The following is a 19,735-nucleotide window of genomic DNA, read 5'->3' as shown; positions in this document are numbered from 1 at the left end:
ACGCCCTACAAGTCCTTTTCGGCCTGTTCGTGCAGAGACCACATCTGCAACGCGATTGGCGCGGGCTTGCAGGTACTTGCGTTGGCGGTCGCGTACGGCAGAGTGGCGCCTGCGGCGACGAGCGCCATCAGGACGGCGCGTCGGCTGGGGTTGTGAGTCATAACCCTCAATCCTCGTATCCGACAAGGCCGGTCGCTATGGTGACCGAGTGGCTGCAATTCGCCGTTTGGCCGTTGTGTCCACAAAGGGTCAGATGGGTTTGGCTTCCGCCACGCCGGGCGCGAAGAGGTCGGCGACGAAACAGGCGAGCGTGCCGTCCTTGCCGTACCCGAGCCACGATGCCGGTGGCGTCGATCAACGAGATGGTGGCCGTGTTCACCGGGTTGCCCGCGAACTGCCCTTCGCCAAGGTCCAGTTCATGGTCCCCATCGCGCAGCGCGAGTTTCCACGTAGCGACCGGCACATCGGCCACGGTCACTCGGCACGCGGCGGTCTCCCCTGGCTTCCCGTCCACGATCACCTGGAACACATCCACCGGGTACGTGCCAGGTGTCGCCGTCGCGGCCAGTGGTTTGGGATCGGTGTGCAGCCATGCTGCGTCCGCGACGAGCAATTTCCCGCTGGGCAACCGAATCGTGCCGGCAGAGGTTCGTTTGATGGTCAGGATGCGACCGTCCTCTGTGCGCAGTCGCGCGCCGTCGGTGACCATCTCGGTGACGTTCTGCGGACGCAGTGGGTACGGCGATCGATTGGATCGCGGCAGCGGGGTCGCGCTGGAGCTGGGCCTTGAACGTCGGCTGTTCGCTGTGCAATTCGGGGGTGTCCCGCGCGGGGTAGTTCCAGCTGCGGACCAGGAACAGCCGCAGGTGCCCGTCCGGCCAACGCCGATAGGAGACCCCACGGTATCTGCGGCCGTCGGAGTCGACGTTCCACAGCTCGGCGTGGTGGGCTGACCAGCACACTTCCACGACCGCCCTGACCACCCCGCCGACGAGCAGGACCGCCGCGTACTGGGCGCTTGCGGTGTCCTGTGCGCGTGCGACCGATTCGGACGTCGGTGAGACCGGGACACGCGCTTTGTAGTCCCACCCGGCGCAGTACACGACCTCTACCGGCTCGTCTGTCGGGTCGGGCACGGGCGCGACCGGCAGTTCCCCGTTGAGGAACGGGTCCTCGACCGGCGGCTTGCGAAAATTCGCCACCGCTATGGCTCCACCCGCCGCCAGCGCCGCGACAGCGCTGGACACCAGCAATGTTCGTCGCCTTATCCGCCCCGCCATCTCGCCCCCTGTAATGCCAGCGGACTGCGACCCTACTTCGACAAGCCTGATCACCGCGACGAGCATGCGGCTTGTAAGGACTTCGGCGCGGTAGGGGCTATGACCGAAGCGAGCCGACGAGCCATCGACAGGATGTTCCGCGAACTGGTGATTCGGGCAACGGTCGAGCCTCAGATCGCGTAATGCCACCCTGTCAGTGAATAGGCGCTGAACCAGCTGCCTACCAACACAAACGCCGCAGCACCGGCGATAGCGGTCGCGGGCCGACGGTTGGCGAGCCCGATTGCCAAGGGCAGCAGGAGAACGAAGCCAGGCAGCAGGAACCGTGTCTTCGCGAACGGAAGACCGGCAGTCCCAGCAACCAGAATCACCATGCCGATGCCGAAGAGGGCAAGCGGCCATCGACCTGGTCGCGACCGCAGCACGAAAGGCAGCAGTGCGGCGGACACCGCGGCGAGGAGCAGGATGAACACGGTCAACGTCTCCATGACGGACGCCCCAGTCACCAGCTTGTCCCAGATGAACTCCGCGCTCTCGGCGCCCGCGTCGAACTTGGTTCGCCAGCCGTCCCATTCGAGGTTGAACCACCCGCGGATGTCGCCGGTCCGGTCGGCGACCCACGCCCAATAGCCGAGTAATCCCGACGGGCACACCACAGCACACGCCAGCGGCTGCCATTTGTCCTGCGAACGAAGGAAAACAACCACCGCGGCGAGCGCGACCACGCCGATCAGCACCGCGGCGGACGGTCGCGTGAGCCCGGCACCAATGCAGCAAAGCGCCGCCAGTAACCAACGCCGCTCGACCACACCGACCAACGCCCAAGCGGCAAAGGCCGTGAACAGCGCTTCGGTGTACACCATGGACAGCGTGATCGCCATCGGCGCGCCTGCCCACAGCACCACCAACAACAGGCCCACACGCGGGTTACCGCCAGCCATCCTGCCCAGCCGGAACAAGGCACACGCCGCAGCCACCCCAGCCAGAACGCTAACCAGCAACCCAGCGAACACCGTGCTCGTACCGGTCAACGCAGCGACCACACGAAGCAGCAACGGGTACAAGGGAAAGAACGCCAGCGGCGTGTGTGGCGCGAGTTTTCCCTCCGCGTCAACCAGTCCTTTGGTGATACCGCCGTAGCCGTCGTCAGCGATCGCGAGGTACCACTGGCCGTCCCAGGCCGTCAGCCGGTCGAGCAACGAGTGCTCGGTCGTGTCAGCGAATAACGCCAGAACAAGCACTCCGAACGCGCGCACGGCGAGGTACGCGGCAACCGCCCGAACGTACGGGCGTGTCAGGAAACGGGCGCGTGCGAGCACAACAGGTTCTGCGAGGGTTGTCATCGTGGTCTTTCTAGTGTGGATCGCTGCGAAGCAGCAACCGCCTCAACGACCAGTAGCGGTGAACGTCGGAGAGTTGGTGGACTGGGTCGTGCCCGCCGTGGGCGGAGGAGTTGTCCAGGTCCTGCCCACCGTCGGGGTAACCGACGGGGTCGGCACGGGTCTGTCGGACGGGGGCGTCGCTGGGTCGATGTACTGCGGCACGGGCCGCTGCATGGCGACCAGGACGACGAGCAGGACCGCAGCGGCCGTCGCGACGGCACTGCCTGCCACCAACGCGGTTGTACGGGTCGCGCGGGACCGTCGTCCACGCGCGATGATCAGGTCTAGGTCGGGTGCGGGACCGGGTTCGGACGTGGGCCCAGCGAGTCTGAGCACTGCGCGCGCTTCGTCGTCGTTCATGCGTAGGCCCCCTTCAGTGCTTTCCGCAGCGTCGAGAGCCCGCGTGCCGACTGACTCTTCACGTTTCCCTCGGAACACCCCAGTGCCGCCGCGGTGTCCTCCACGCTCAGGTCGTTCCAGTACCTGAGCACGAGCACGGCACGCTGTTTCGGCGGCACCGACGCCAGCGCTGCTCTGACCACCATGCGTTGCTCGTGATCCGGGTCCCGTTCGGCCTGTATGTCCGGTAGCTCCGCAGCGCTGTGCTCACGCGAGCGCCATTTCCGCCGGTTCTCGTGCAGGAACGCCCGCACGAGCACGCGGCGCGCGTAGCCGTCCAACTCGCCGTGGCGCACGAGGCGTGGCCACACGAGGTAGAGCTTGAGCAGCGTGGTCTGCAGCAGGTCGTCGGCCCGGTGCCAGTCACCGCACAACACGTACGCGGTCGAGCGCAGTGCCGGTGTGCGCGACCGTACGAATGATGCGTAATCAGCCTCCCAGCGCGCACCACGCTTCGGCGGACCTTCGAACACAGACGCTCCCATCAGCTCCCGCCCGGCACGGCGAGTGCTCTCACCCCGAACAGGCCCCAAGCCCCACTATCGGTTGCATCCGGTCGGCGAGATCCAGATCACACCATGTCAGGGCCCATGTCAGCACGGTGGCGGGGCCGCGTCAGTGCCCTCGGCGAACGTCATCGCCGTACCGAAGACCGCTGGAGAGGGACTCGAAATGGCAGAGGGAAACGTTCGACGCAGGACTCTTCTCACCGGTGCACTGGGTGTCGGCGCGCTCGCTGGCCTGGCCAGTACCGCCTCGGCAGGTGGGGACTGTGTAGAGCGCGGCTGGGGCAAGGTCGCCGACGTGTTCCGCGCGAACTTCAAGGATTCCGGCGAGGTGGGCGCGGCCGTCAGCGTTTACGCAGGCGGACGCCAGGTCGTCAACCTGTGGGACGGCCTGGCCGACCGTGAGGCGAACCAACCGTGGCGCAAGAGCACGATCGCCCAGGTCGCGTCCACCACGAAGGGCGCCACGGCCATCTGCGCCCACATGCTGGTGCAGCGCGGCCTGCTGGACCTGGACGCCCCGGTGACCAGGTACTGGCCGGAGTTCGGCGCCAACGGCAAGCAGAACATCAAGGTCCGCTGGCTGCTCTCGCACCAGGCCGGTCTGCCCATCGTGGACGGACCGCTGACGTTCGAGCAGGTCTGCGCGTGGGACCCGGTCATCCGTGCGCTCGAGGCACAGAAACCGTTGTGGACGCCGGGAACCGAGCACGTCTACCACTCCGTCACCTACGGGTTCCTGGTCGGCGAGTTCGTGCGCCGGATCACCGGCAAGTCGCTCGGCACGTTCTTCGCCGACGAGGTCGCCCGTCCGCTGCGGCTGAGCGCCTGGATCGGGCTGCCGGAGCAGCACGAGCACCGGGTCTCCAAGATCCACTACGCGGCGCCGTTCAGCCTCGACGAGCTGATCGCCGGAATGATCAAGCTGACCGGGCTCGACGCGGACACGGTCACCAAATGGGTCACGGCCCTGTGGGAGCCGGGTTCGGTGCAGGCCCGCGCCGGTGAACTCGGCGGCGCGTTGGATCCCGCGACCCCGTACTTCACCACGCGTGCCTGGCGCGCGGCGGAGTTCCCGGCCGCGAACATGGTCGCGGACGCGCAGTCCATCGCAAAGATGTACGCAGCCACCGTGAGCACGGTCGATGGCGTGCGGCTGCTCAATCCCGCGACCGTCAGGAGGGCGACGGCCGTGCAGACCGACAAGACGCCGATGCACGGGCTGCCACCCGGACTCAACGTTCCGGCTGACCGATCTTTCTACATGTCTCTCGGGTTCTGGCGGTCCTGCCCGCCAGCGCCGCTGCTCGGTCCGGGGTCGTTCGGCCACCCGGGTTCCGGTGGATCGGTCGGTTTCGCCGACCCGGAGGCCCGGGTCGGGTTCGGCTACGTGACGAACCTCTGGAACTTCCGGCCAGACGACCCGCGTGCGGCGAACCTGGCCAAGGCCGTTCGAGAGTGCCTCGGCTGACGGCTTCTTTACTTCTTCGGCTCGATGGTCACGCGTACTTCCATCCGCAGCCCGGAGTCCGTCGTGGCGACCATCGTGCCGTTGACCGCCTTGGGACCGGCCAGCAACCGGAAGACGAACGTCGCCGAGTCACCCGGCGCCAGTTGCTGGTCGGCCTTGCAGACCACCGTGCCCTTGCCAGCCGGGCAGCCGATGGTCTGCGGGGCGCCGTTCAACCGCAGCAAGGGCGGACCGAGCAAGTTGTTGCCTGGTCCGACCACTTTGACGTCGTCGGGCAGGGACAACGTCAGCGTCGGGGGTGGCGCGGGCGCCGTGCCGGTGTTGCGGATGGTGATGGGGAATCTGGACGGCGGCCCGCCGGTGGAAGTGGTGAAAGTGCTGGGAGCGTCTGGTGTCAGGGTCGGGGCGCCGGCGCGCGCGCTCGATGTACCGGTTGGCGTGCCAGCGCTCGTCCCGCCCGACGCAGGCGGAGCCGATGCCGATGGGGACGCGGATCCCGATGCGATCGGGGCGGATGAGCTAGACGGCTGAGTCGACGAGGTCGTGGTGGCGTCGGTGCTGCGTGCGGGCGGTTCGGCGACGGACGTGGGGCCGACGGCCGGATCCGGCGCGCCCGTTCCCAACACGACGGCGAAAACGACGGCCGTTGTCGAGATTGCCGTACCCAGCAAGGGAACCACTGATGACGTGCCGCTCACCGCCAGCGATACGGCGGCACCCCCCTTTCCCGCCCCGGCCAGGTAGCCCGCCGCACCGGCGCCGAGTACCAAAGGCGCGACCACGCCGCGCAAGGCGCCGTTGACGTCGGCTAACTCCGCCGCCACGGACCGGCAACCGACACACTGGTCCAGATGCACCTCGACCTGGGCGGTCTCACGCCGGGACAGACCGCTGCGGGTCCACGAACCCAGCTTCGCGGTCGCGGCACGGCAACGCTCGGGAAGGTTGTGCGCGACGTGGGCCTGGAGATAGGCCTTACGTAAGCCCTCGCGGGCCCGATAGGCCGTCGCTGACACACCATTGGCGCTCAGGCCGAGCAGCGGCGCGACTTCGGCGGGCGTCTGGCCCTCGATCTCGGTGTGCCACAACACCGCCTGCCATCGCTCAGGCAAGCTGGCGAACGCTTTGGCGATGAGTGACCGGTCCAGTTGCGTCACGGCCGGGTCGTTGAACGACAGGATGGTCGCCCGTTCGGCACCCGAAATCGCGCTGACATCGTCGGCCAGTTCGAGTTTCCGGTCCCGCTTCGTCTTGTCAAAAGCCGTGTGCCGCAACGCAGTGAGCAGATACGCGCGGAATGCCGTGTCCGGCCCGCCGCCGCCCTTCAGCGCGGAAAGGACTTTGGCGAAGGCATCCGCGACCAGGTCGTCAGCCTCGATGGGCGACCGGGACAACTGGCGCGCGAGGTTGTTCGCGGCATGCACATGCCGCATGTACAGCTGGCCGTAGGCCTCGATTGTCCCCTCGCGCACGGCTTCGATCAGCTCAGCGTCCGACGGCGGCCGCTCCGAACCGCTCTCCGCCCCACCGGCGAGGGCGCGGTCGAGGTCGGCACGCATGACCGCCGGGTCACTTGACCGCCAGCGTTCCACGTCACCTTCGTCGGGATGCCCGATCACCGGCTGTTTCCTTCCCGATCCCTACCCGTTGAAGGAGCACACTATCGGGTGACCACTACGGTGGTCCTAGCCGCGCGGATCACGGTGAGAATGACCAAGCCCTCGGCGAGTTCGTGCACGAAAACAACGGTGGCCAGACCGAAGGCGGCCACCGGGATGAGCACGCGACCTTGCGGCTGTTGCGTAAGCCCTGGACCAGTTCGGCTTTGTCCTCAGGCACAAGCTCGGCATGGACGGTGGCTATGCCGGTTTGACGGCAAGTGCGGTGGCGGTTCTGGTGTTGTCACCGGTGAGCCTGACCAATGCGCCCTGTCCACTGGCCGCACCGACCGCGGCAACGACGGTCAGTGGAATGGGGATGGCCAGCACGCACGGCGATGCGGCATAGCCCAATAGGATCGGCCCCTGGTCGAGGGAGGTGGGGGTCGTGGCCACGTATGTCCGGTTGCTGGGGCTGTTCGAGGTGGTGCGCGACGGGCGCCAGGTGGAGGTCGGCGGGCCAGTCGGAATGGCGATCGTGGCGGCGCTGGCATATCCCCCGGACACGAAGGTGCTGCCCGACCAGTTGACCACTGCGGTGTGGGCAGCATCGGACGCGGTGACGGCGGACAACTTGTATCGACACATCACGCGGTTGCGCCACGCACTTGCCCCAAGCGGCCTGGGAATCGTGGGACACCGTCCCGGTTATCGGTTGCCGATCCAGCCAGACCGAGTAGACGCCATCCAGTTCGACGAACTGCTCCGCGCAGCCGAAACCCGGGCCGACTTCCACTGAAACTGGCGTGCCGAGCCAACTGACTCCATCCGCCCATCGGCACAAGCCGCCAGCGCCCCCTCGAAGACTGTCTATTATGGATAAACACAACCCCGCTCGTAAACGCTTCAACAAATTCTTGCTCAACGCCAAGGCGTAACACCTTCGATGTCAAGCACCTTCGGTCGCTTCTTTTTCCCTTTTGGCTGACTGGCAAGGCAAGACTTTGCCAGGGTGTTGCCATCTGGGTGCGCGGCAACACGTTTCGTGACAAGACTGGACAATCGTTCGATCGTCACAAGTTCGCATTCAAGGGGCAAACATATGCGTTCACTGACAAGATCGGCGGTCACGGTTGCCGCAGGAGTGCTGCTCGGCAGCTCTCTGCTGACCGTTCCCGCTGCCGCTTACGGCGGACCTGCCGTCCCTGTCATCGCTTGGGAGGGGTGCGGGCCGGAGTTTCCCGGTTTCGACTGCGCGACTGTCGAAGTCCCGCTCGACTACGACAAGCCGCGTGGCGCCACGACCAAGCTCGCGATGGCGCGCAAGACCGCCACTGACAAGAACAAGCGGATCGGCACCCTGTTCATGAATCCGGGCGGTCCCGGTGGGTCCGGCAAGTATTTCGTGCTAGGAGCTGCCAGTTCGTTCGCCAAGCTCAACGAGCGGTTCGACCTGCTCGGCTTCGATCCGCGCGGTATCAACGAATCGAGCCCGGTACGCTGTTTCCAAACGGTCGCCGAGCTTCGCACCTTCTTCACCAACGAGGCCATCGGCAAGGTTCCGTACGAGCCGGAGCAGAAGCGCCCGTACGTCGACCACTTCCGCAAACTCGGGCCGCACTGCACCAGCAACGCCCAAACGGCGTCGAAGCACGTGAGCACCGCGGATGTCGCACGGGACATGGACTTGCTCCGGCAGGCGGTCGGAGACAAGAAACTCTCGTACCTCGGCTTGTCCTACGGCACGTACATCGGCAACACCTACGCCAGTCTGTTCGGCAAGAACGTCAGGGCGCTTGTCAACGACGGCACTCTTGACCCGCAGCTGTGGTCGAGCGGCTGGCAGATCGCCGACGACCGCACCAACAGTGGCCGCTCGTTCGACGAGATGCTCAACGTGTGCGACCAGGCCGGGCCGCACTGCGTGTTCCACTCACCGGACCAGACCGCCAAAGCCCGGTGGGAGAAGCTCGCCGATTCGATCAGGGCAAAGCCCGTCGTGGTGGACGACGAACTGGTCGACTACGACTACCTGATCGGCTTCGGCGCATACAGCACGTACGGGCCCGGCATCTGGCGCCCGTTCCTGAACTTCCTTGTCCAGGTCGAGAAGGCGGCGTCGAGTGGCACGCCGGTGACCACCAACGACCCGGAGATCAAAGCCCTGCGCCAGAAGCAGGAGGAGTACAACAACGGCAACGAGGCGTACTACGTCAACCAGTGCGCGGACACCGAGTACCCGCGTCACTTCGCCGAGTACGACGCCATCGGGCGGTGGGCCGAAGCAGGTTCCCGGTTCGGGCCGTCCTGGTGGTGGAGCAACGCCGCCTGCGCTGACTGGCCGGTGAACGAGGACCGGTTCGCTGGTCCGTGGATGACCAAGACCGCGGCCCCCGCGCTCGTGGTCGGCAACTACTTCGACGGCGTCACCGGATACAACGGCGCGAAGGCGAGTTCCCGTTACATGCAGGGCAGCCGGTTGCTGACCTACGCGGGCTGGGGTCACACCGCATACGGCGCAACCGACTGCGTCACCGACCACATCGACAACTACCTGATCGAAGGCAAGTTGCCCGCGGAGGGAACCGTGTGCCCGGCGGCGCCGAACCCGTTCCTCCCGACCACGCAGCTCAACACCAAGCCAGCGGTCTCCGACCTGCTGATGACGCTGCGGAAGTAACACCGATCGCGAGGCTGCCCGGAAAACCCCGGCAGCCTCGCGGTCACGCGGCGGCCAGTATCTTCGCCAGTTCGAGCGGACGCGCCAGGTGCGGGAAATGCCCACCGCCGCCGTCAAGAATCGAGATCTCAACGCCCGGGCTGACTGTCTCAAGCCAGTCCCGGTAGGCCGGATCCAGTTCGCCGCCGCTCACGTACTCGTACGGGATTCCCGCTGCCGCGAACCGGGCCAGCTCAGCCGTGCGCCGCGCGTCGAGCTCCTCCGCGGACAGGACGAGCAACTCGTGCCAGTAGCCGAGGAGCAGGTCCTGCCGGGGCGTCGTCGCGGTACGCACCAGCTTGCTCAGGTTCGGTGGAAGCTGGTCGATGCCCATCCGGCTCAGCAACGACTCCCACACTTCGAGGTAGCCGGGACCGCGCAGGACGGGCTCGACCGAGCGGAGCATGGCGCTGAAGCCGCCGACCCGCAGCGGTTGGTCCACATTGACCACTCGCCGGACCGGATAGTTCCCGCCATAGATCGTCATGATCGCGCCGCCGAGGGAGTGACCAACCACGACAGGCGCGGTCAGACCGGCCTCGGTCACCGAGTCGTTGATGGCCGCGGCAACCTCCTCGAGGTCATACGACGCCCGTGGCGGTGACTCACCGTGCCCTGGCAGGTCGAGCGCGAGTACGGATCTGCCGGGATCGATACGCGCCAGTTCATTGATAAGCGGTGCCCATTGCGTACGGTCGTAGGTCAAACCGTGCAAAAGTACAAAACCGGGCCTGTCGTCGGCGGCGCCGTATTGGTCGCCAGCCAGTTCACCGAAAGTTGCCATAGTCGTCACTCAATCAAGATGCTTTGCGGTAGGTGGTCCAGGTATCGACTGTACGGAAACCGAAGGTGGACAGCAGCACGTCGTTCTCCGGATCGGACACGGGACAACACGCCTTTCACACCCCGCGAGAAAGAGTCACGCAACAACTGCTCGGTGGGCATCACGTTGTACGTGCCTGCGCTGCCGGGACCGTCGTCAACATGCTCGCACCAAGGGCGACGACAACGGCAGCCGTCAGCACATTCATCCTCTTCATCGACACTCCTCACAGTGGATACCGCAACCACCGGAGAAGGTAAGAGGAAACGCACGATCGGAACAGAGAAGAGCACGGACGGGCACGAACATCTACACGTTTACACCCAAACATGTATTCCTATATATGTTTGGCTGCGTTCCGCTGGATCGAGGACACGCTCAAGGGCTCGCCGACAGAAAGGTATCGGCGAGCTCCTGCCAGCAATGGCCGCCCAGCTCACTGTCAGGGCGGCAGGTGATCAAGCTACTTCTTGCCCTTGCCCGCGTGCGCGGCCTCGAAGGCCTCGATCACGTTGCTCGGGATCCGGCCGCGGTCGGAAAGCTCGTAGCCGTTCTGCCTGGCCCAGTCGCGGATGGCCTTGGTCTGCTCACGGTTGGCAGCGGGCGCGGCGGCCTTCGGCGACGTGCCACGCTTGACGCGGCCACCGGTCCGGCGGGCGTTGTCGACGAAGTCACCGAGCTGGTTGCGCAGCTTGGCGGCGTTGTTGGCCGTCAAGTCGATCTCGTAGGTGACGCCATCGAGTCCAAAGGTGACCGTGCTGATGTCGTTGGACGCCGTACCGTCAAGGTCGTCGACGAGCTGGACAAGAACTTTCTGAGCCATGGCGTGCTGTTTCCTCTTGCTCGGTGCTACGTAGTAACGCTCAGGACTGAGCGTGGACAAGTCCGATGAGACTATAGATTCCGGGCCCGCGAATCGATCTGACATATGCCTGTATCGGCGTGGCGTGCGGGCCTGCCAAACAGCACCAAAGCTGTCCTGAAATGCCGGGTAGGAGACCCCCTCAGACCCCTGCTCGGCGACGCACCACCTGTGCACACACAGGATGCAGCACCCTGGCGGCCGCTGGGAGGGGTTTCCCGTCGACTACCGCGCACGGTCAACGTGGCAACAGATCGCCATATTGCCGGCTGACCACACAGTGTCACTGGTTTCCCGGGCGCCGGTCACAGTGGGTTTAGGATCAGACCCCTGTTCGAGGGGAAGCGCAGGTCGTGGCCGCGTCGGGGTCGTATGTCCGGTTACTGGGGCCGTTCGAAGTGGAACACGACGGGCAGCCGATAGTAGTAGGCGGCCCGGCCGGAATGGCGATCGCGGCGTTGGCGTACCCACCGGACACGAAAGTATTGCCCGACCAGCTGACAGCAACGGTGTGGGGAACATTGGACGCGGTCACATCAGACAACCTCTACCGTCACATCACCCGCTTACGCCACGCGCCAGCACCGACCGGCCTGGGAATCATCGGACATAGACCCTCCATCGTCACCTCGGAATGGAGTCATCGACTATGCGTGCACGCAACATCATGGTCGGCCTGGCAGTCGCCGCTTTCACCACGCTGGGCATCGGGGCCTCGGCGAGCGCCACCCCGAAGGTGCCGGACGCCCTGCAAGTGCCAGCTGGCAACAAGTTGATCCTGTTATCGCCTGCCAGGGGCGTGCAGACCTACCAATGCACCGGCGACGCTTTGACGTTCGTCCAGCCTGATGCCATTCTGACTCATCGCGGGCAGCTGGAGATCCTGCACACCAAGGGTCCAGTGTGGACGTCCGTGGCCGATGGGAGCTCGGTGACCGGTGCGGTCGTGGCCAGTTCCCCTGTCCCCAACGCGATTCCCCAGCTGTTGCTGAGGTCCGTCGGCAACCGGGGTCCCGGCAAACTGGCCGATGTCACCGTCATTCAACGTCTGAAGACCACCGGCGGCCTCGCGCCGACTGGCCCGTGCACCGAGGGCGCCACAGCTTCGGTCCCTTACACCGCTGACTACGCCTTCTACGTGGCTCAGTGACCATCGAAGCCTGACAGCGGGCCGTAAACCGTAGTCACGGACACGTCGAGCACGGTGGCAATGCGGCAGAAAGTCCAGTAACAGCCGCAAACCTGAAGCGCCTGACAACCTCGCGGTCGCTCAGAAACCCGCGCACCTCGGCGAACAACGCGTCCGAAACCCGAGGCTGAGCGACCACCTCGGCAGCGAACTTGATCAGCGCCCGATCATTCACCGCAAGGTCAGCGCTGTCGAAGTCCTGCCGCGTGATGATGTCCCGCACCGCGTCCGTGACTCCGGCCCGCCGGCGATCGGCCCATGCTGGGCCGTGACAAACGGACAATTCGTCACCACGGCAACCGTGAGAATCAGGAGTTCACGTGAGCGCGCGGGAAGCAGGGTTGTCGTGAACAGCGCCTGGGCCTGCCGGATGAACCCTTCGACTGTGGTCACGGCGTGCGTCAGCATCTTGACCATCGGGTCGGCCGGGAGCTGGGCAAGGAACTCTTGGACGTCGGCGGGAACATCGGCCGGGTCCGGATCGGGCAGGCGGGTCCTCGCACCCATCGTCCCGAAGGCCGCGGAGACCAGCCAGATGGCCGCGCGTCCTAAGAGACCTGAATGATCGTTTTGCCCGGTACGCGGCGGTGACGGGCGAACGCCGAGGCGGTTTCGGACAGCGGCCGTACGGCGCCGACGATCGGCTTGAGCCGACCGGCCCGCACGCGCTGCGCGAGGTCGGCCAACTGCGCGCGGTCAGGTTCGACGACGAAGAAGATGGCGCGCCCATCCTTTGGCTGCACGGTTGGTGGCGCGGCGATGGTGACCACGGTGCCGCCCGCGCGTACCAGTTCTGTCGAACGCTCCAGGACGTCACCGCCAATGACGTCGAACACCACATCCACCTCGCCGACGGTCCGCACGTCCTCGGCACCCAGGTCGACGAACTCGTCCGCGCCGAGCTCAAGCACGACGTCACGGTCGGCGGCGCGGCCGGTACCAATTACGCGCGCACCCGCCTCCCGCGCCAGCTGTACGGCAACAGAACCCACGCCGCCCGCGGCGCCGTGCACAAGGACGGTCTGGCCGGTCATGAGACGGGCGTGGTCAAACAGCCCCTGCCACGCGGTTAGTCCAGAAATGGGCAGCGCGGCGGCCACGGTGTGGTCGATGTCAGCCGCGAGAGGGGCGAGGTTACGAGCCTCGACGGCGGTGTACTCGGCCAAGGATCCGTTACGTGTCCAGTCCGTCAGCCCGAACACTCGCTGGCCCACGGTCAGGCTGGTGGTTCCATAGCCGAGCTCGGCCACAACCCCGGACAGTTCGTGCCCAGGGATACTCGGTGTCCGGTCGCGGCCAGCACGGTCTGACCACGTCCCCGGCCAGTCGAGTTCGCCTGGGGTGAAGCCTGCGGCGTGCACACGCACGATGACGTCGTTCTCGGCGGCATTGGGGTAGGGCATGTCGGCCAGGGTGAGGCCGTCGACGCCCGCGTCACGGTCCCGCACGATGATCGCTCGCATGCGCCAATCCTTTCCCGTCAGCTCTGCCATGGCGAGCCGAGGACGCGGTCGACCATCGTCGTACGGTGGAACCCGGGGATGAAGTGCTCGAGCACGTCCGAGTTCACGGTGCCGTAGGTGGTGTCCGGGCGATTGGCGAGCCCTTCGAGGAAGACTCCCAGAAACTCGTTCTTGAAATCCCCGCGTGGATGGGCGGCGACGATCTCGTCCAGCTGATCGCGGTCCAGCTCGGCAAGGCCCAAGCCGATCGCGTCGGTCAGCACGCCGAGGTGCGTCGTCGCGATTTCCGGCGCCATCCGGCCGGGGATGCCTGGCGTGGTGTGCAGCGCGATCGCGGCCCAGACGGTCTCGGCCGAAGCCGTGGGAAAACCCCGTTCCAGCAGGAACTTGCGGGCGTGGTCGGCGCCGTCGACCTCGAAGCGCTGCTGGACGTCGGAAAAGGGAGTCAGCAGGCCGAAGTCGTGGAACATGGCCGCGAGGTAGAGCAGCTCGAGATCCGGTTTCACGCCGAGCTTCTCGGCATGCATCAGGCCGAAGAGGAACACCCTCCTGGAGTGGTGGTAGATGAGCGGGCTGGTGGTGTCCTTGATGAACCTGGTCGCTTCGGCGACCGCCACTGTCTCAGGAATCTCCAGCCCCGCGACGACTTCTGCCATGACTCTCCCGCACGTATGTCTTCTGTGGACACAATGGTGCGCCGGGGGTGACGCGCGGCGCTGCCTTTGTCCGGACAGGAACCCCTTAAATCCGGACATTGTTGTGCTACCAATGGACTGTGTCCCATCGCGTCGCGTTCCTCGTCTACGACGGAGTGACCTTGCTGGACCTGGCCGGTCCAGCGGAAGTGTTCAAGGAAGCGAACCGGTTCGGCGCCGACTACCGGATCGAGCTGGTATCCCCGACCGGCGCGGAGGTCACGTCAAGCCTCGGGGTCAGGATCGCGGTTGACGGCGCCGTGGCCGCTGAACCGGCTTTCGACACGTTCCTGGTGGCCGGGTCCGACCTCTATCCGCGCGCCTGGGTCCCCAGCGAGTTGGCGGAGGCCGCGCGGATACCGGTGGCGACCAGGATCGCGTCGATCTGCACGGGAGCGTTCGTCCTGGCGGCCGCTGGGTTGCTTGATGGGAAGCGTGCGACCACGCATTGGCAGGTCACTCACGAGCTCGCCGTCCGGTGCCCGACGTGTCACGTCGAACCCGACGCGATCTATGTCCGTGACGGAGGCACGTACACCTCGGCAGGGGTCACGGCTGGCATCGATCTGGCGCTCGCGCTCGTCGAAGAGGACCACGGTCCCGGCCTTGCACGCGATGTCGCCCGCGCGTTGGTGGTGTACATGCAGCGTGCGGGCGGGCAGTCCCAGTTCTCGGCGCCGCTGCAAGGACCGCCGCCTCGGTCACCGGCTCTTCGCACGATCACCGATCTGGTGACGGCGAACCCTCGTAACAACTATTCCCTGGGTGAACTCGCGAAACACCTCAACGTCAGCACCCGGCAGCTGACCCGGCTTTTCCACGACGAGCTGGCCACCACACCGGCTCGCTATGTGGAGAACATCCGATTCGACATGGCGAGAGCCTTGCTGGACCAGGGACACACGGCGATCCTCGCCGGATTCCCCGGTTACGAAAGCATGCGACGGGTTTTCGCCAGAAAGCTGTCGATCAGCCCCGCCGCGTACCAACGCAGATTCAGTACGGCTCGCCGCTGAGGATGCCAGCCGTGAAGCCCGCGGTTGTGGCAAGTGAGACGAGTTCGGTCGCGCGCTCCGCTGGTAGCAATACCAAGGGATAGCAGTCGGATTCGATGTCGAGCACGGCAAGGGCGGTGCCTGCCGCACGCAGTTGGTCACCCGCCAGCGCAAGGAATTCGTAGGTGTCAAGGTCGGTGATCGTGATCCGATCCACGGCCGCCGAGCTGGACCGCAGTCCACGAAGCTGAGCGACGATCTCGTCAGCCGATTCCTTCCAGTCGACCTCGGCGAGCAGGCCATGGTCGGCGAGGGCGTCGACCAACGCGATCCAAGCGAGCTCGGGGATCGGCTCGTCAATGCCTCGGTTGTCGAGCTGGTCAGCGTGAGCCCGCAGGTAGGAATCGGGATCGGTGTACGCGTGCACCACCCGGTCAGCGACATCCGGCTCATCCGGCGCAAGCAGTGCGGCAATGGCGACTAAGGCGTCTTGGGACACGGGACAGCAGCATATATAGGCGGAAAGTCGTACATGGACTGTCGTCCGGTTCGATGTGGCCCGCCGCCCTTCCGGCACACGATGAACAGCGTGATCGGAAGGAGGCGCCGGTGATCAACGCCGAGGGGTTGACCAAGAGGTACGCGGGCGGGGTCGGCATCGCGGACTTGTCGTTCCAGGTGCGGCCGGGGGTGGTGACCGGCTTTCTCGGACCGAACGGCGCGGGCAAGTCGACCACGATCAAGCTGATGCTCGGCGTGATCCACGGCGAAGGCCGAACGACGTTCAACGGCATCGAGTACAAGCACTTGCCAGATCCATTGCGGACAGTCGGGGTGCTCGTCGATCCCGGAGCCGTGCATCCGGCGCGCACGGCAGCTGGCCACCTGCGCATGGTCGCCGCAGGCGGCGGGATCTCGGCAAAGCGTGTGCACGCAGTGCTTTCCACCGTCGGGCTCGAATCGGTGGCGAACAAGGCGGTCGGCAAGTTCAGCCTCGGCATGCGCCAACGGCTCGGTCTGGCCACAGCCCTGCTCGGCGACCCCGAGTACCTGATCCTTGACGAGCCAGCCAATGGTCTTGACCCGGAAGGCGTGCTGTGGATCAGGCACTTCCTCAAGCGTCTGGCGGCCGAGGGGCGCACGGTGCTGGCGTCATCGCACCTATTGGCTGAGATGTCCCAACTGGCCGATGAGCTCGTGGTCATCGCGGCCGGGAAGTTGGTGGCCGCTGAGCCCTTGGCGCAGTTCGTGCGGCAGTACACGCGCGGCGAGGTCGTGGTCCGAAGTGCACAGATCACTCCATTGATGGTCACGTTGGGCCAGGCCGGTTTGCGGGTGCGCCAGGAAGTGGACGAACTGGTGGTCGACACCGACGACTCGGACGTGGTCGCGACGGTGGCCGCAAAGGCCGGAATACCGATCAGGGAATTGTTCGTGCGGCGGAGCGGCCTTGAAGCCGCGTTCATGGCCGCAACCGCAGACTCAGTGCAGCACAAAGGAATTTGGGAGTCGTAGTGAAGTTGGCGATGGCGTATGAGTGGCAGCGCGTGCGGTCCTTGCGCTCCACATGGGTGTTGCTCGCGTTGAGCGCGATTCTGACCTTCGCGTCGGGCCTGTATTGGGGCGCGAAGACCGATATCGGGGACCTCGACAGGTTCTCGTCATCGCTCGCGGTGACGGTCAAGCTCGGTGTTCTGCTGATCGCGTCCGTCGGGGTTTGTGCGTTCAGCCTCGACTACCAACACGGCACCATCACGACCACCCGGCTTGTGGTGCGGTTTCCCGCCCGGATCGTGGCCGCGAAGGCCGCGGTCGTCGGTGCCCTGAGCGCCGCCGCTGGCGTGGCGATGGTCGTGTCCACCTGGGGCGGCATTCTCGCAGGCGGAGCACGGCTGCCTGACGACGTCGGTCACGTGGTCGGTTCGGCCCTGGCGCTGGTGTTGCTCGCGACCCTGTCCGGGCTTGTCGGGGTGGGTCTGGGTGGTCTAGTCCGGAACACCGGCGTGGCAGTGGGCGTGTTCGCTGTGTGGGTATTGCTGGCCGAGACGTTGCTCGCGTCGTTGGCGAACGTGCCGCCTGGCAGGCTGCCGTTCAACGGCACGCAGGCGCTGCTGCACTCCGGTCCCCCTGGCTGGCCTGGGGCGGTTGGCTTCGTTGTGCTGGCTGTTGTGGTGCTTGGTGGCGTACAGGTCGCACTGGCTCGGCGGGACAGCTGACCGGTCGCTACCGTTTCCCCGATGCAGGTCAAAGAGAAGCTCAAGTGGTGGGACGGCAGACTCAGGCTGCTGTTCCTCGACGTGGCCGTCTTTTGCGCGGTGGTCTCGTTCGAACTGACCAGAGTGGATCGCCCCGACGGGTCCGGCTACTGGGTCGGTATGGTCGTGGTCAGTCTGGCTTTCCTGCTACGGCGTCCTTTTCCGGTTGCCGTCATGGCCGTCGTCGCGGTGGGCACGGTAGCCGCGTCGCTGACATTGGTTCCGCTGATGGTGGCGTTGTACTCGGTCCCAGCCCGACGTGGGGTGAGCTGGGCGACGCTGGCTTCGACACTGACCGGAGTCGGCGCCTCGGGTTTTCTGTTCTCCAGCAATGGCCCCGGCGAGCTTGCTGCCCTCGCCGCGGGCCTCGGGTTGATCGTCGTCATGCCGACGTTGGCTGGGTTGTGGCGATACCAACGCATCGCCCTGATCAGCGCACTGCGTGACCGGGCCGAGGAAGCCGAGCGCAACCGAGTGCTGGTAGCCGACCAGGCCGTGTCTGACGAGCGACGGCGCATCGCGCGCGAGATGCACGACGTGGTCGCGCATCGGGTCACAGCGATCGCGCTGCAGGCAGGGGCGTTGTCCGTGAACGCGCCGGACGAACGCACCATGCAGTTCGCGGAGACGATCCGGTCGGTCAGCGCGGCCGCGTTGACCGAGCTACGCGGGATGCTGAGCGTCCTGCGTGGTGCCGATGACGCGGACACACCAGCCGAGACCGACTTGATGGCCTCGATCGGACAGTTGGTCGACGACGTCGTGGCCACCGGCGCGGTGGTGGAACTGGTGTTGCCGAACCCGGTTCCGGACGTGCCACGCCAGGTCGGCCGCGCGGTCTACCGAGTTGTCCAGGAGTCATTGACCAACGCCGGGAAGCACGCGCCGCACGCCGCGGTCGAGGTTCGGATCGACGTGACCGCCACCGACCTGTTGGTTGAGGTGGTCAACCGGCTCACCCCGCGTACCGCGGAGGTGCCCGGGGCGGGATACGGTCTTGTCGGCATGCGGGAACGGGTGGAGCTCGCCGGTGGCTGGCTGAGCGCCGGGCCGACGGACGGCAACCGGTTCCGAGTCACTGCCAGTTTCCCGCTGGACAACCCGGAGTCGTTGTGACAGTGAAAGTGTTGCTGCTGGAGGACGAGGAACTCGTTCGCGGCGGCGTCCGAATGATCCTCGAGTCCGCTGAGGACATCGAGGTCGTCGCCGAGGCGCCGGACGGCTCGCAGGCGGTGGAGCTGGTCGACCGCTACCGGCCGGACGTCGTGCTCACCGACATCCAGATGCCGAAGGTCGACGGGATCGAGGTGACCAGGCTGCTGGCCAGGCGCACAGCCGTGGTCGTACTCACCACGTTCGACGTGGACGAGTACGTCTACGCAGCGCTAAGGCATGGTGCGGCAGGGTTTCTGCTCAAGGACACGCCGCCGCGAGAGCTTGTCGCCGCGGTGCGTGTGGTCGCCCGCGGCGACGCGATGATCTCACCACGCATCACCAAACGCTTGCTTAGCAGCTTCACCGCTGGTGGCGCGATGGACAAGGCGCAGAGCAAGCTGGCCGCGCTGACCCCGCGCGAACGCGAGGTCGCGATCCTCATTGGACGCGGACTGAGCAACGCCGAGATCGCCAAGGAACTGTTCCTCAGCGAGTCGACCGTCAAAGTCCACATCGGACACATCAAGGCCAAGCTCGACGCGTCGAACCGGACCCAGGTCGCCATCCTCGTGCACGACGGCGGCCTAGTATGACCGCCCGTCATAGTTGATCCTGCGGCCGACCACGAACCACAGCAACGGCCCAAGGAACGGCGCGGCGAACGCGACGAAGACCCAGAGCAGTTTCGTGCCGCAGCCCTGCCTGCTGGCCAGAATGCTGATCAGCGCGCTGATGAAGAAGATCAGGTAGGCCACGGCGGCGATCCCGATCACAACGACGGCCGACACACCCCAGATCTTCTCCGACTCCGGGGACATGGCTGCGGCTAACAGGATCGGCATCGGCCCATCCCCTTCCTGGTGGCTGACTGACACCACCAAGCATGCCCGTCGAGCACGCACGTCCACATCAGACTTGTCCGCATCCCGGGTAAGACGAAAGT

Annotated in this window: 24 protein-coding genes; 9 read left to right on the top strand and 15 right to left on the bottom strand. The window is 65.8% G+C overall.

Going from position 1 to position 19,735, the window contains the following annotated elements:
• Window positions 1-5: 5 nt before the first annotated feature.
• From LWC34_RS46350 to LWC34_RS46330, 5 genes are all read right to left on the bottom strand, one after another.
• Window positions 6-161 (bottom strand): hypothetical protein, encoded by a 156-nt coding sequence (locus LWC34_RS46350; RefSeq protein WP_233731664.1) that lies wholly within the window; start codon window positions 159-161, stop codon window positions 6-8.
• Between the two features lie 5 nt (window positions 162-166).
• Entirely contained in the window at window positions 167-709 is a 543-nt protein-coding gene (locus LWC34_RS46345; protein WP_233731662.1) for a DUF4241 domain-containing protein, read from the bottom strand.
• A gap of 741 nt (window positions 710-1,450) precedes the next feature.
• On the bottom strand, window positions 1,451-2,623 hold the full coding sequence (locus LWC34_RS46340; protein ID WP_233731661.1) for a putative hexosyltransferase: 1,173 nt from the start codon (window positions 2,621-2,623) through the stop codon (window positions 1,451-1,453).
• A gap of 42 nt (window positions 2,624-2,665) precedes the next feature.
• Window positions 2,666-3,022 (bottom strand): hypothetical protein, encoded by a 357-nt coding sequence (locus LWC34_RS46335; RefSeq protein WP_233731658.1) that lies wholly within the window; start codon window positions 3,020-3,022, stop codon window positions 2,666-2,668.
• Complete coding sequence (locus LWC34_RS46330; RefSeq protein ID WP_233731656.1) at window positions 3,019-3,534, bottom strand: SigE family RNA polymerase sigma factor; 516 nt, start codon at window positions 3,532-3,534, stop codon at window positions 3,019-3,021. Before LWC34_RS46330 ends, LWC34_RS46335 begins: the two co-directional genes overlap by 4 nt.
• Window positions 3,535-3,733: 199 nt before the next feature.
• On the opposite strand from LWC34_RS46330, the gene LWC34_RS46325 reads away from it, so the two are divergent.
• Window positions 3,734-5,038: a serine hydrolase domain-containing protein gene (locus LWC34_RS46325; RefSeq protein WP_233731652.1), complete on the top strand. Its 1,305-nt coding sequence runs from the start codon at window positions 3,734-3,736 to the stop codon at window positions 5,036-5,038.
• An 8-nt stretch (window positions 5,039-5,046) separates the two neighbouring features.
• On the opposite strand, the gene LWC34_RS46320 is transcribed toward LWC34_RS46325, so the two are convergent.
• The 3 genes from LWC34_RS46320 to LWC34_RS46315 all read right to left on the bottom strand — a co-directional run bounded on the left by LWC34_RS46320 (window position 5,047) and on the right by LWC34_RS46315 (window position 7,092).
• On the bottom strand, window positions 5,047-6,657 hold the full coding sequence (locus LWC34_RS46320; RefSeq protein WP_233731648.1) for a sigma-70 family RNA polymerase sigma factor: 1,611 nt from the start codon (window positions 6,655-6,657) through the stop codon (window positions 5,047-5,049).
• A 41-nt stretch (window positions 6,658-6,698) separates the two neighbouring features.
• A complete protein-coding gene (locus LWC34_RS57525) occupies window positions 6,699-6,821 on the bottom strand; it encodes a hypothetical protein (RefSeq protein ID WP_284051891.1) in 123 nt (40 codons plus the stop codon).
• Between the two features lie 76 nt (window positions 6,822-6,897).
• On the bottom strand, window positions 6,898-7,092 hold the full coding sequence (locus tag LWC34_RS46315) for a hypothetical protein (RefSeq protein ID WP_233731647.1): 195 nt from the start codon (window positions 7,090-7,092) through the stop codon (window positions 6,898-6,900).
• Here LWC34_RS46315 and LWC34_RS46310 point away from each other — a divergent pair.
• Together LWC34_RS46310 and LWC34_RS46305 are read left to right on the top strand one after the other, a co-directional pair.
• Window positions 7,085-7,435 carry an AfsR/SARP family transcriptional regulator gene (locus LWC34_RS46310; RefSeq protein WP_233731646.1) on the top strand — a complete coding sequence of 117 codons (351 nt, stop codon included), beginning with the start codon at window positions 7,085-7,087 and terminating at the stop codon, window positions 7,433-7,435. The genes LWC34_RS46315 and LWC34_RS46310 overlap by 8 nt on opposite strands.
• A 303-nt stretch (window positions 7,436-7,738) precedes the next feature.
• Window positions 7,739-9,316, top strand: coding sequence for an alpha/beta hydrolase (locus LWC34_RS46305; protein ID WP_233731645.1), 1,578 nt, complete (start codon window positions 7,739-7,741; stop codon window positions 9,314-9,316).
• A gap of 43 nt (window positions 9,317-9,359) precedes the next feature.
• On the opposite strand, the gene LWC34_RS46300 is transcribed toward LWC34_RS46305, so the two are convergent.
• Both LWC34_RS46300 and LWC34_RS46295 read right to left on the bottom strand, forming a co-directional pair.
• Complete coding sequence (locus LWC34_RS46300; protein ID WP_233734083.1) at window positions 9,360-10,139, bottom strand: alpha/beta fold hydrolase; 780 nt, start codon at window positions 10,137-10,139, stop codon at window positions 9,360-9,362.
• A gap of 502 nt (window positions 10,140-10,641) precedes the next feature.
• Complete coding sequence (locus LWC34_RS46295; RefSeq protein WP_233731644.1) at window positions 10,642-11,001, bottom strand: histone-like nucleoid-structuring protein Lsr2; 360 nt, start codon at window positions 10,999-11,001, stop codon at window positions 10,642-10,644.
• A gap of 688 nt (window positions 11,002-11,689) precedes the next feature.
• Between LWC34_RS46295 and LWC34_RS46290 the strand changes: the two genes are divergently transcribed.
• Window positions 11,690-12,190, top strand: coding sequence for a DUF3455 domain-containing protein (locus LWC34_RS46290; protein ID WP_233731643.1), 501 nt, complete (start codon window positions 11,690-11,692; stop codon window positions 12,188-12,190).
• Window positions 12,191-12,400: 210 nt separating this feature from the next.
• Here the strand turns inward: LWC34_RS46290 and LWC34_RS46285 are convergent, their stop codons facing one another.
• Genes LWC34_RS46285 through LWC34_RS46275 form a run of 3 tightly spaced genes read right to left on the bottom strand, consistent with a single transcriptional unit; the run spans window position 12,401 to window position 14,348 of the window.
• Complete coding sequence (locus tag LWC34_RS46285) at window positions 12,401-12,736, bottom strand: carboxymuconolactone decarboxylase family protein (RefSeq protein ID WP_233731642.1); 336 nt, start codon at window positions 12,734-12,736, stop codon at window positions 12,401-12,403.
• A gap of 41 nt (window positions 12,737-12,777) precedes the next feature.
• On the bottom strand, window positions 12,778-13,692 hold the full coding sequence (locus LWC34_RS46280; RefSeq protein ID WP_233731640.1) for an NADP-dependent oxidoreductase: 915 nt from the start codon (window positions 13,690-13,692) through the stop codon (window positions 12,778-12,780).
• Between the two features lie 17 nt (window positions 13,693-13,709).
• Entirely contained in the window at window positions 13,710-14,348 is a 639-nt protein-coding gene (locus tag LWC34_RS46275; RefSeq protein ID WP_233731638.1) for an HD domain-containing protein, read from the bottom strand.
• Window positions 14,349-14,467: 119 nt separating this feature from the next.
• Here LWC34_RS46275 and LWC34_RS46270 point away from each other — a divergent pair, with 119 nt between their 5' ends.
• A complete protein-coding gene (locus LWC34_RS46270; RefSeq protein ID WP_233731637.1) occupies window positions 14,468-15,403 on the top strand; it encodes a GlxA family transcriptional regulator in 936 nt (311 codons plus the stop codon).
• Here the strand turns inward: LWC34_RS46270 and LWC34_RS46265 are convergent.
• Window positions 15,384-15,881 carry a DUF6630 family protein gene (locus tag LWC34_RS46265; protein WP_233731635.1) on the bottom strand — a complete coding sequence of 166 codons (498 nt, stop codon included), beginning with the start codon at window positions 15,879-15,881 and terminating at the stop codon, window positions 15,384-15,386. The two genes, LWC34_RS46270 and LWC34_RS46265, sit on opposite strands and share 20 nt — an antisense overlap.
• A 110-nt stretch (window positions 15,882-15,991) precedes the next feature.
• Between LWC34_RS46265 and LWC34_RS46260 the strand changes: the two genes are divergently transcribed.
• From LWC34_RS46260 to LWC34_RS46245, 4 genes are read left to right on the top strand one after another with little or no spacing between them, the layout of a single operon-like run.
• On the top strand, window positions 15,992-16,897 hold the full coding sequence (locus tag LWC34_RS46260; RefSeq protein WP_233731634.1) for an ATP-binding cassette domain-containing protein: 906 nt from the start codon (window positions 15,992-15,994) through the stop codon (window positions 16,895-16,897).
• Complete coding sequence (locus LWC34_RS46255; protein ID WP_233731632.1) at window positions 16,897-17,598, top strand: hypothetical protein; 702 nt, start codon at window positions 16,897-16,899, stop codon at window positions 17,596-17,598. The genes LWC34_RS46260 and LWC34_RS46255 overlap by 1 nt, the downstream gene beginning before the upstream one ends.
• A gap of 21 nt (window positions 17,599-17,619) precedes the next feature.
• On the top strand, window positions 17,620-18,753 hold the full coding sequence (locus LWC34_RS46250; RefSeq protein WP_233731630.1) for a sensor histidine kinase: 1,134 nt from the start codon (window positions 17,620-17,622) through the stop codon (window positions 18,751-18,753).
• Window positions 18,750-19,385, top strand: coding sequence for a response regulator (locus LWC34_RS46245; protein WP_233731629.1), 636 nt, complete (start codon window positions 18,750-18,752; stop codon window positions 19,383-19,385). Before LWC34_RS46250 ends, LWC34_RS46245 begins: the two co-directional genes overlap by 4 nt.
• Here LWC34_RS46245 and LWC34_RS46240 read toward each other — a convergent pair.
• Window positions 19,377-19,634, bottom strand: a complete 258-nt coding sequence (locus tag LWC34_RS46240) for a PLD nuclease N-terminal domain-containing protein (protein WP_233731620.1) — start codon at window positions 19,632-19,634, stop codon at window positions 19,377-19,379. The genes LWC34_RS46245 and LWC34_RS46240 overlap by 9 nt on opposite strands.
• Window positions 19,635-19,735 lie beyond the last annotated feature (101 nt).

The sequence above is a fragment of the Kibdelosporangium philippinense genome, from assembly GCF_021390435.2.
Lineage (GTDB): Bacteria > Actinomycetota > Actinomycetes > Mycobacteriales > Pseudonocardiaceae > Kibdelosporangium > Kibdelosporangium philippinense.
The sequence above is the reverse complement of the archived record's forward strand: the minus strand, read 5'-3'. Positions and strand labels throughout refer to the sequence as shown.

Excerpts from the sequence above, each read along its gene's own strand:
- LWC34_RS46325 (WP_233731652.1), top strand. The coding sequence starts at position 3,734 with ATGGCAGAGGGAAACGTTCGACGCAGGACTCTTCTCACCGGTGCACTG.
- LWC34_RS46285 (WP_233731642.1), bottom strand. The coding sequence starts at position 12,736 with ATGGGTGCGAGGACCCGCCTGCCCGATCCGGACCCGGCCGATGTTCCC.
- LWC34_RS46280 (WP_233731640.1), bottom strand. The coding sequence starts at position 13,692 with ATGCGAGCGATCATCGTGCGGGACCGTGACGCGGGCGTCGACGGCCTC.
- LWC34_RS46350 (WP_233731664.1), bottom strand. The coding sequence starts at position 161 with ATGACTCACAACCCCAGCCGACGCGCCGTCCTGATGGCGCTCGTCGCC.
- LWC34_RS46300 (WP_233734083.1), bottom strand. The coding sequence starts at position 10,139 with ATGGCAACTTTCGGTGAACTGGCTGGCGACCAATACGGCGCCGCCGAC.
- LWC34_RS46290 (WP_233731643.1), top strand. The coding sequence starts at position 11,690 with ATGCGTGCACGCAACATCATGGTCGGCCTGGCAGTCGCCGCTTTCACC.
- LWC34_RS46345 (WP_233731662.1), bottom strand. The coding sequence starts at position 709 with ATGGTCACCGACGGCGCGCGACTGCGCACAGAGGACGGTCGCATCCTG.
- LWC34_RS46240 (WP_233731620.1), bottom strand. The coding sequence starts at position 19,634 with ATGCCGATCCTGTTAGCCGCAGCCATGTCCCCGGAGTCGGAGAAGATC.
- LWC34_RS46335 (WP_233731658.1), bottom strand. The coding sequence starts at position 3,022 with ATGAACGACGACGAAGCGCGCGCAGTGCTCAGACTCGCTGGGCCCACG.
- LWC34_RS46250 (WP_233731630.1), top strand. The coding sequence starts at position 17,620 with ATGCAGGTCAAAGAGAAGCTCAAGTGGTGGGACGGCAGACTCAGGCTG.
- LWC34_RS46275 (WP_233731638.1), bottom strand. The coding sequence starts at position 14,348 with ATGGCAGAAGTCGTCGCGGGGCTGGAGATTCCTGAGACAGTGGCGGTC.
- LWC34_RS46340 (WP_233731661.1), bottom strand. The coding sequence starts at position 2,623 with ATGACAACCCTCGCAGAACCTGTTGTGCTCGCACGCGCCCGTTTCCTG.
- LWC34_RS46295 (WP_233731644.1), bottom strand. The coding sequence starts at position 11,001 with ATGGCTCAGAAAGTTCTTGTCCAGCTCGTCGACGACCTTGACGGTACG.
- LWC34_RS46305 (WP_233731645.1), top strand. The coding sequence starts at position 7,739 with ATGCGTTCACTGACAAGATCGGCGGTCACGGTTGCCGCAGGAGTGCTG.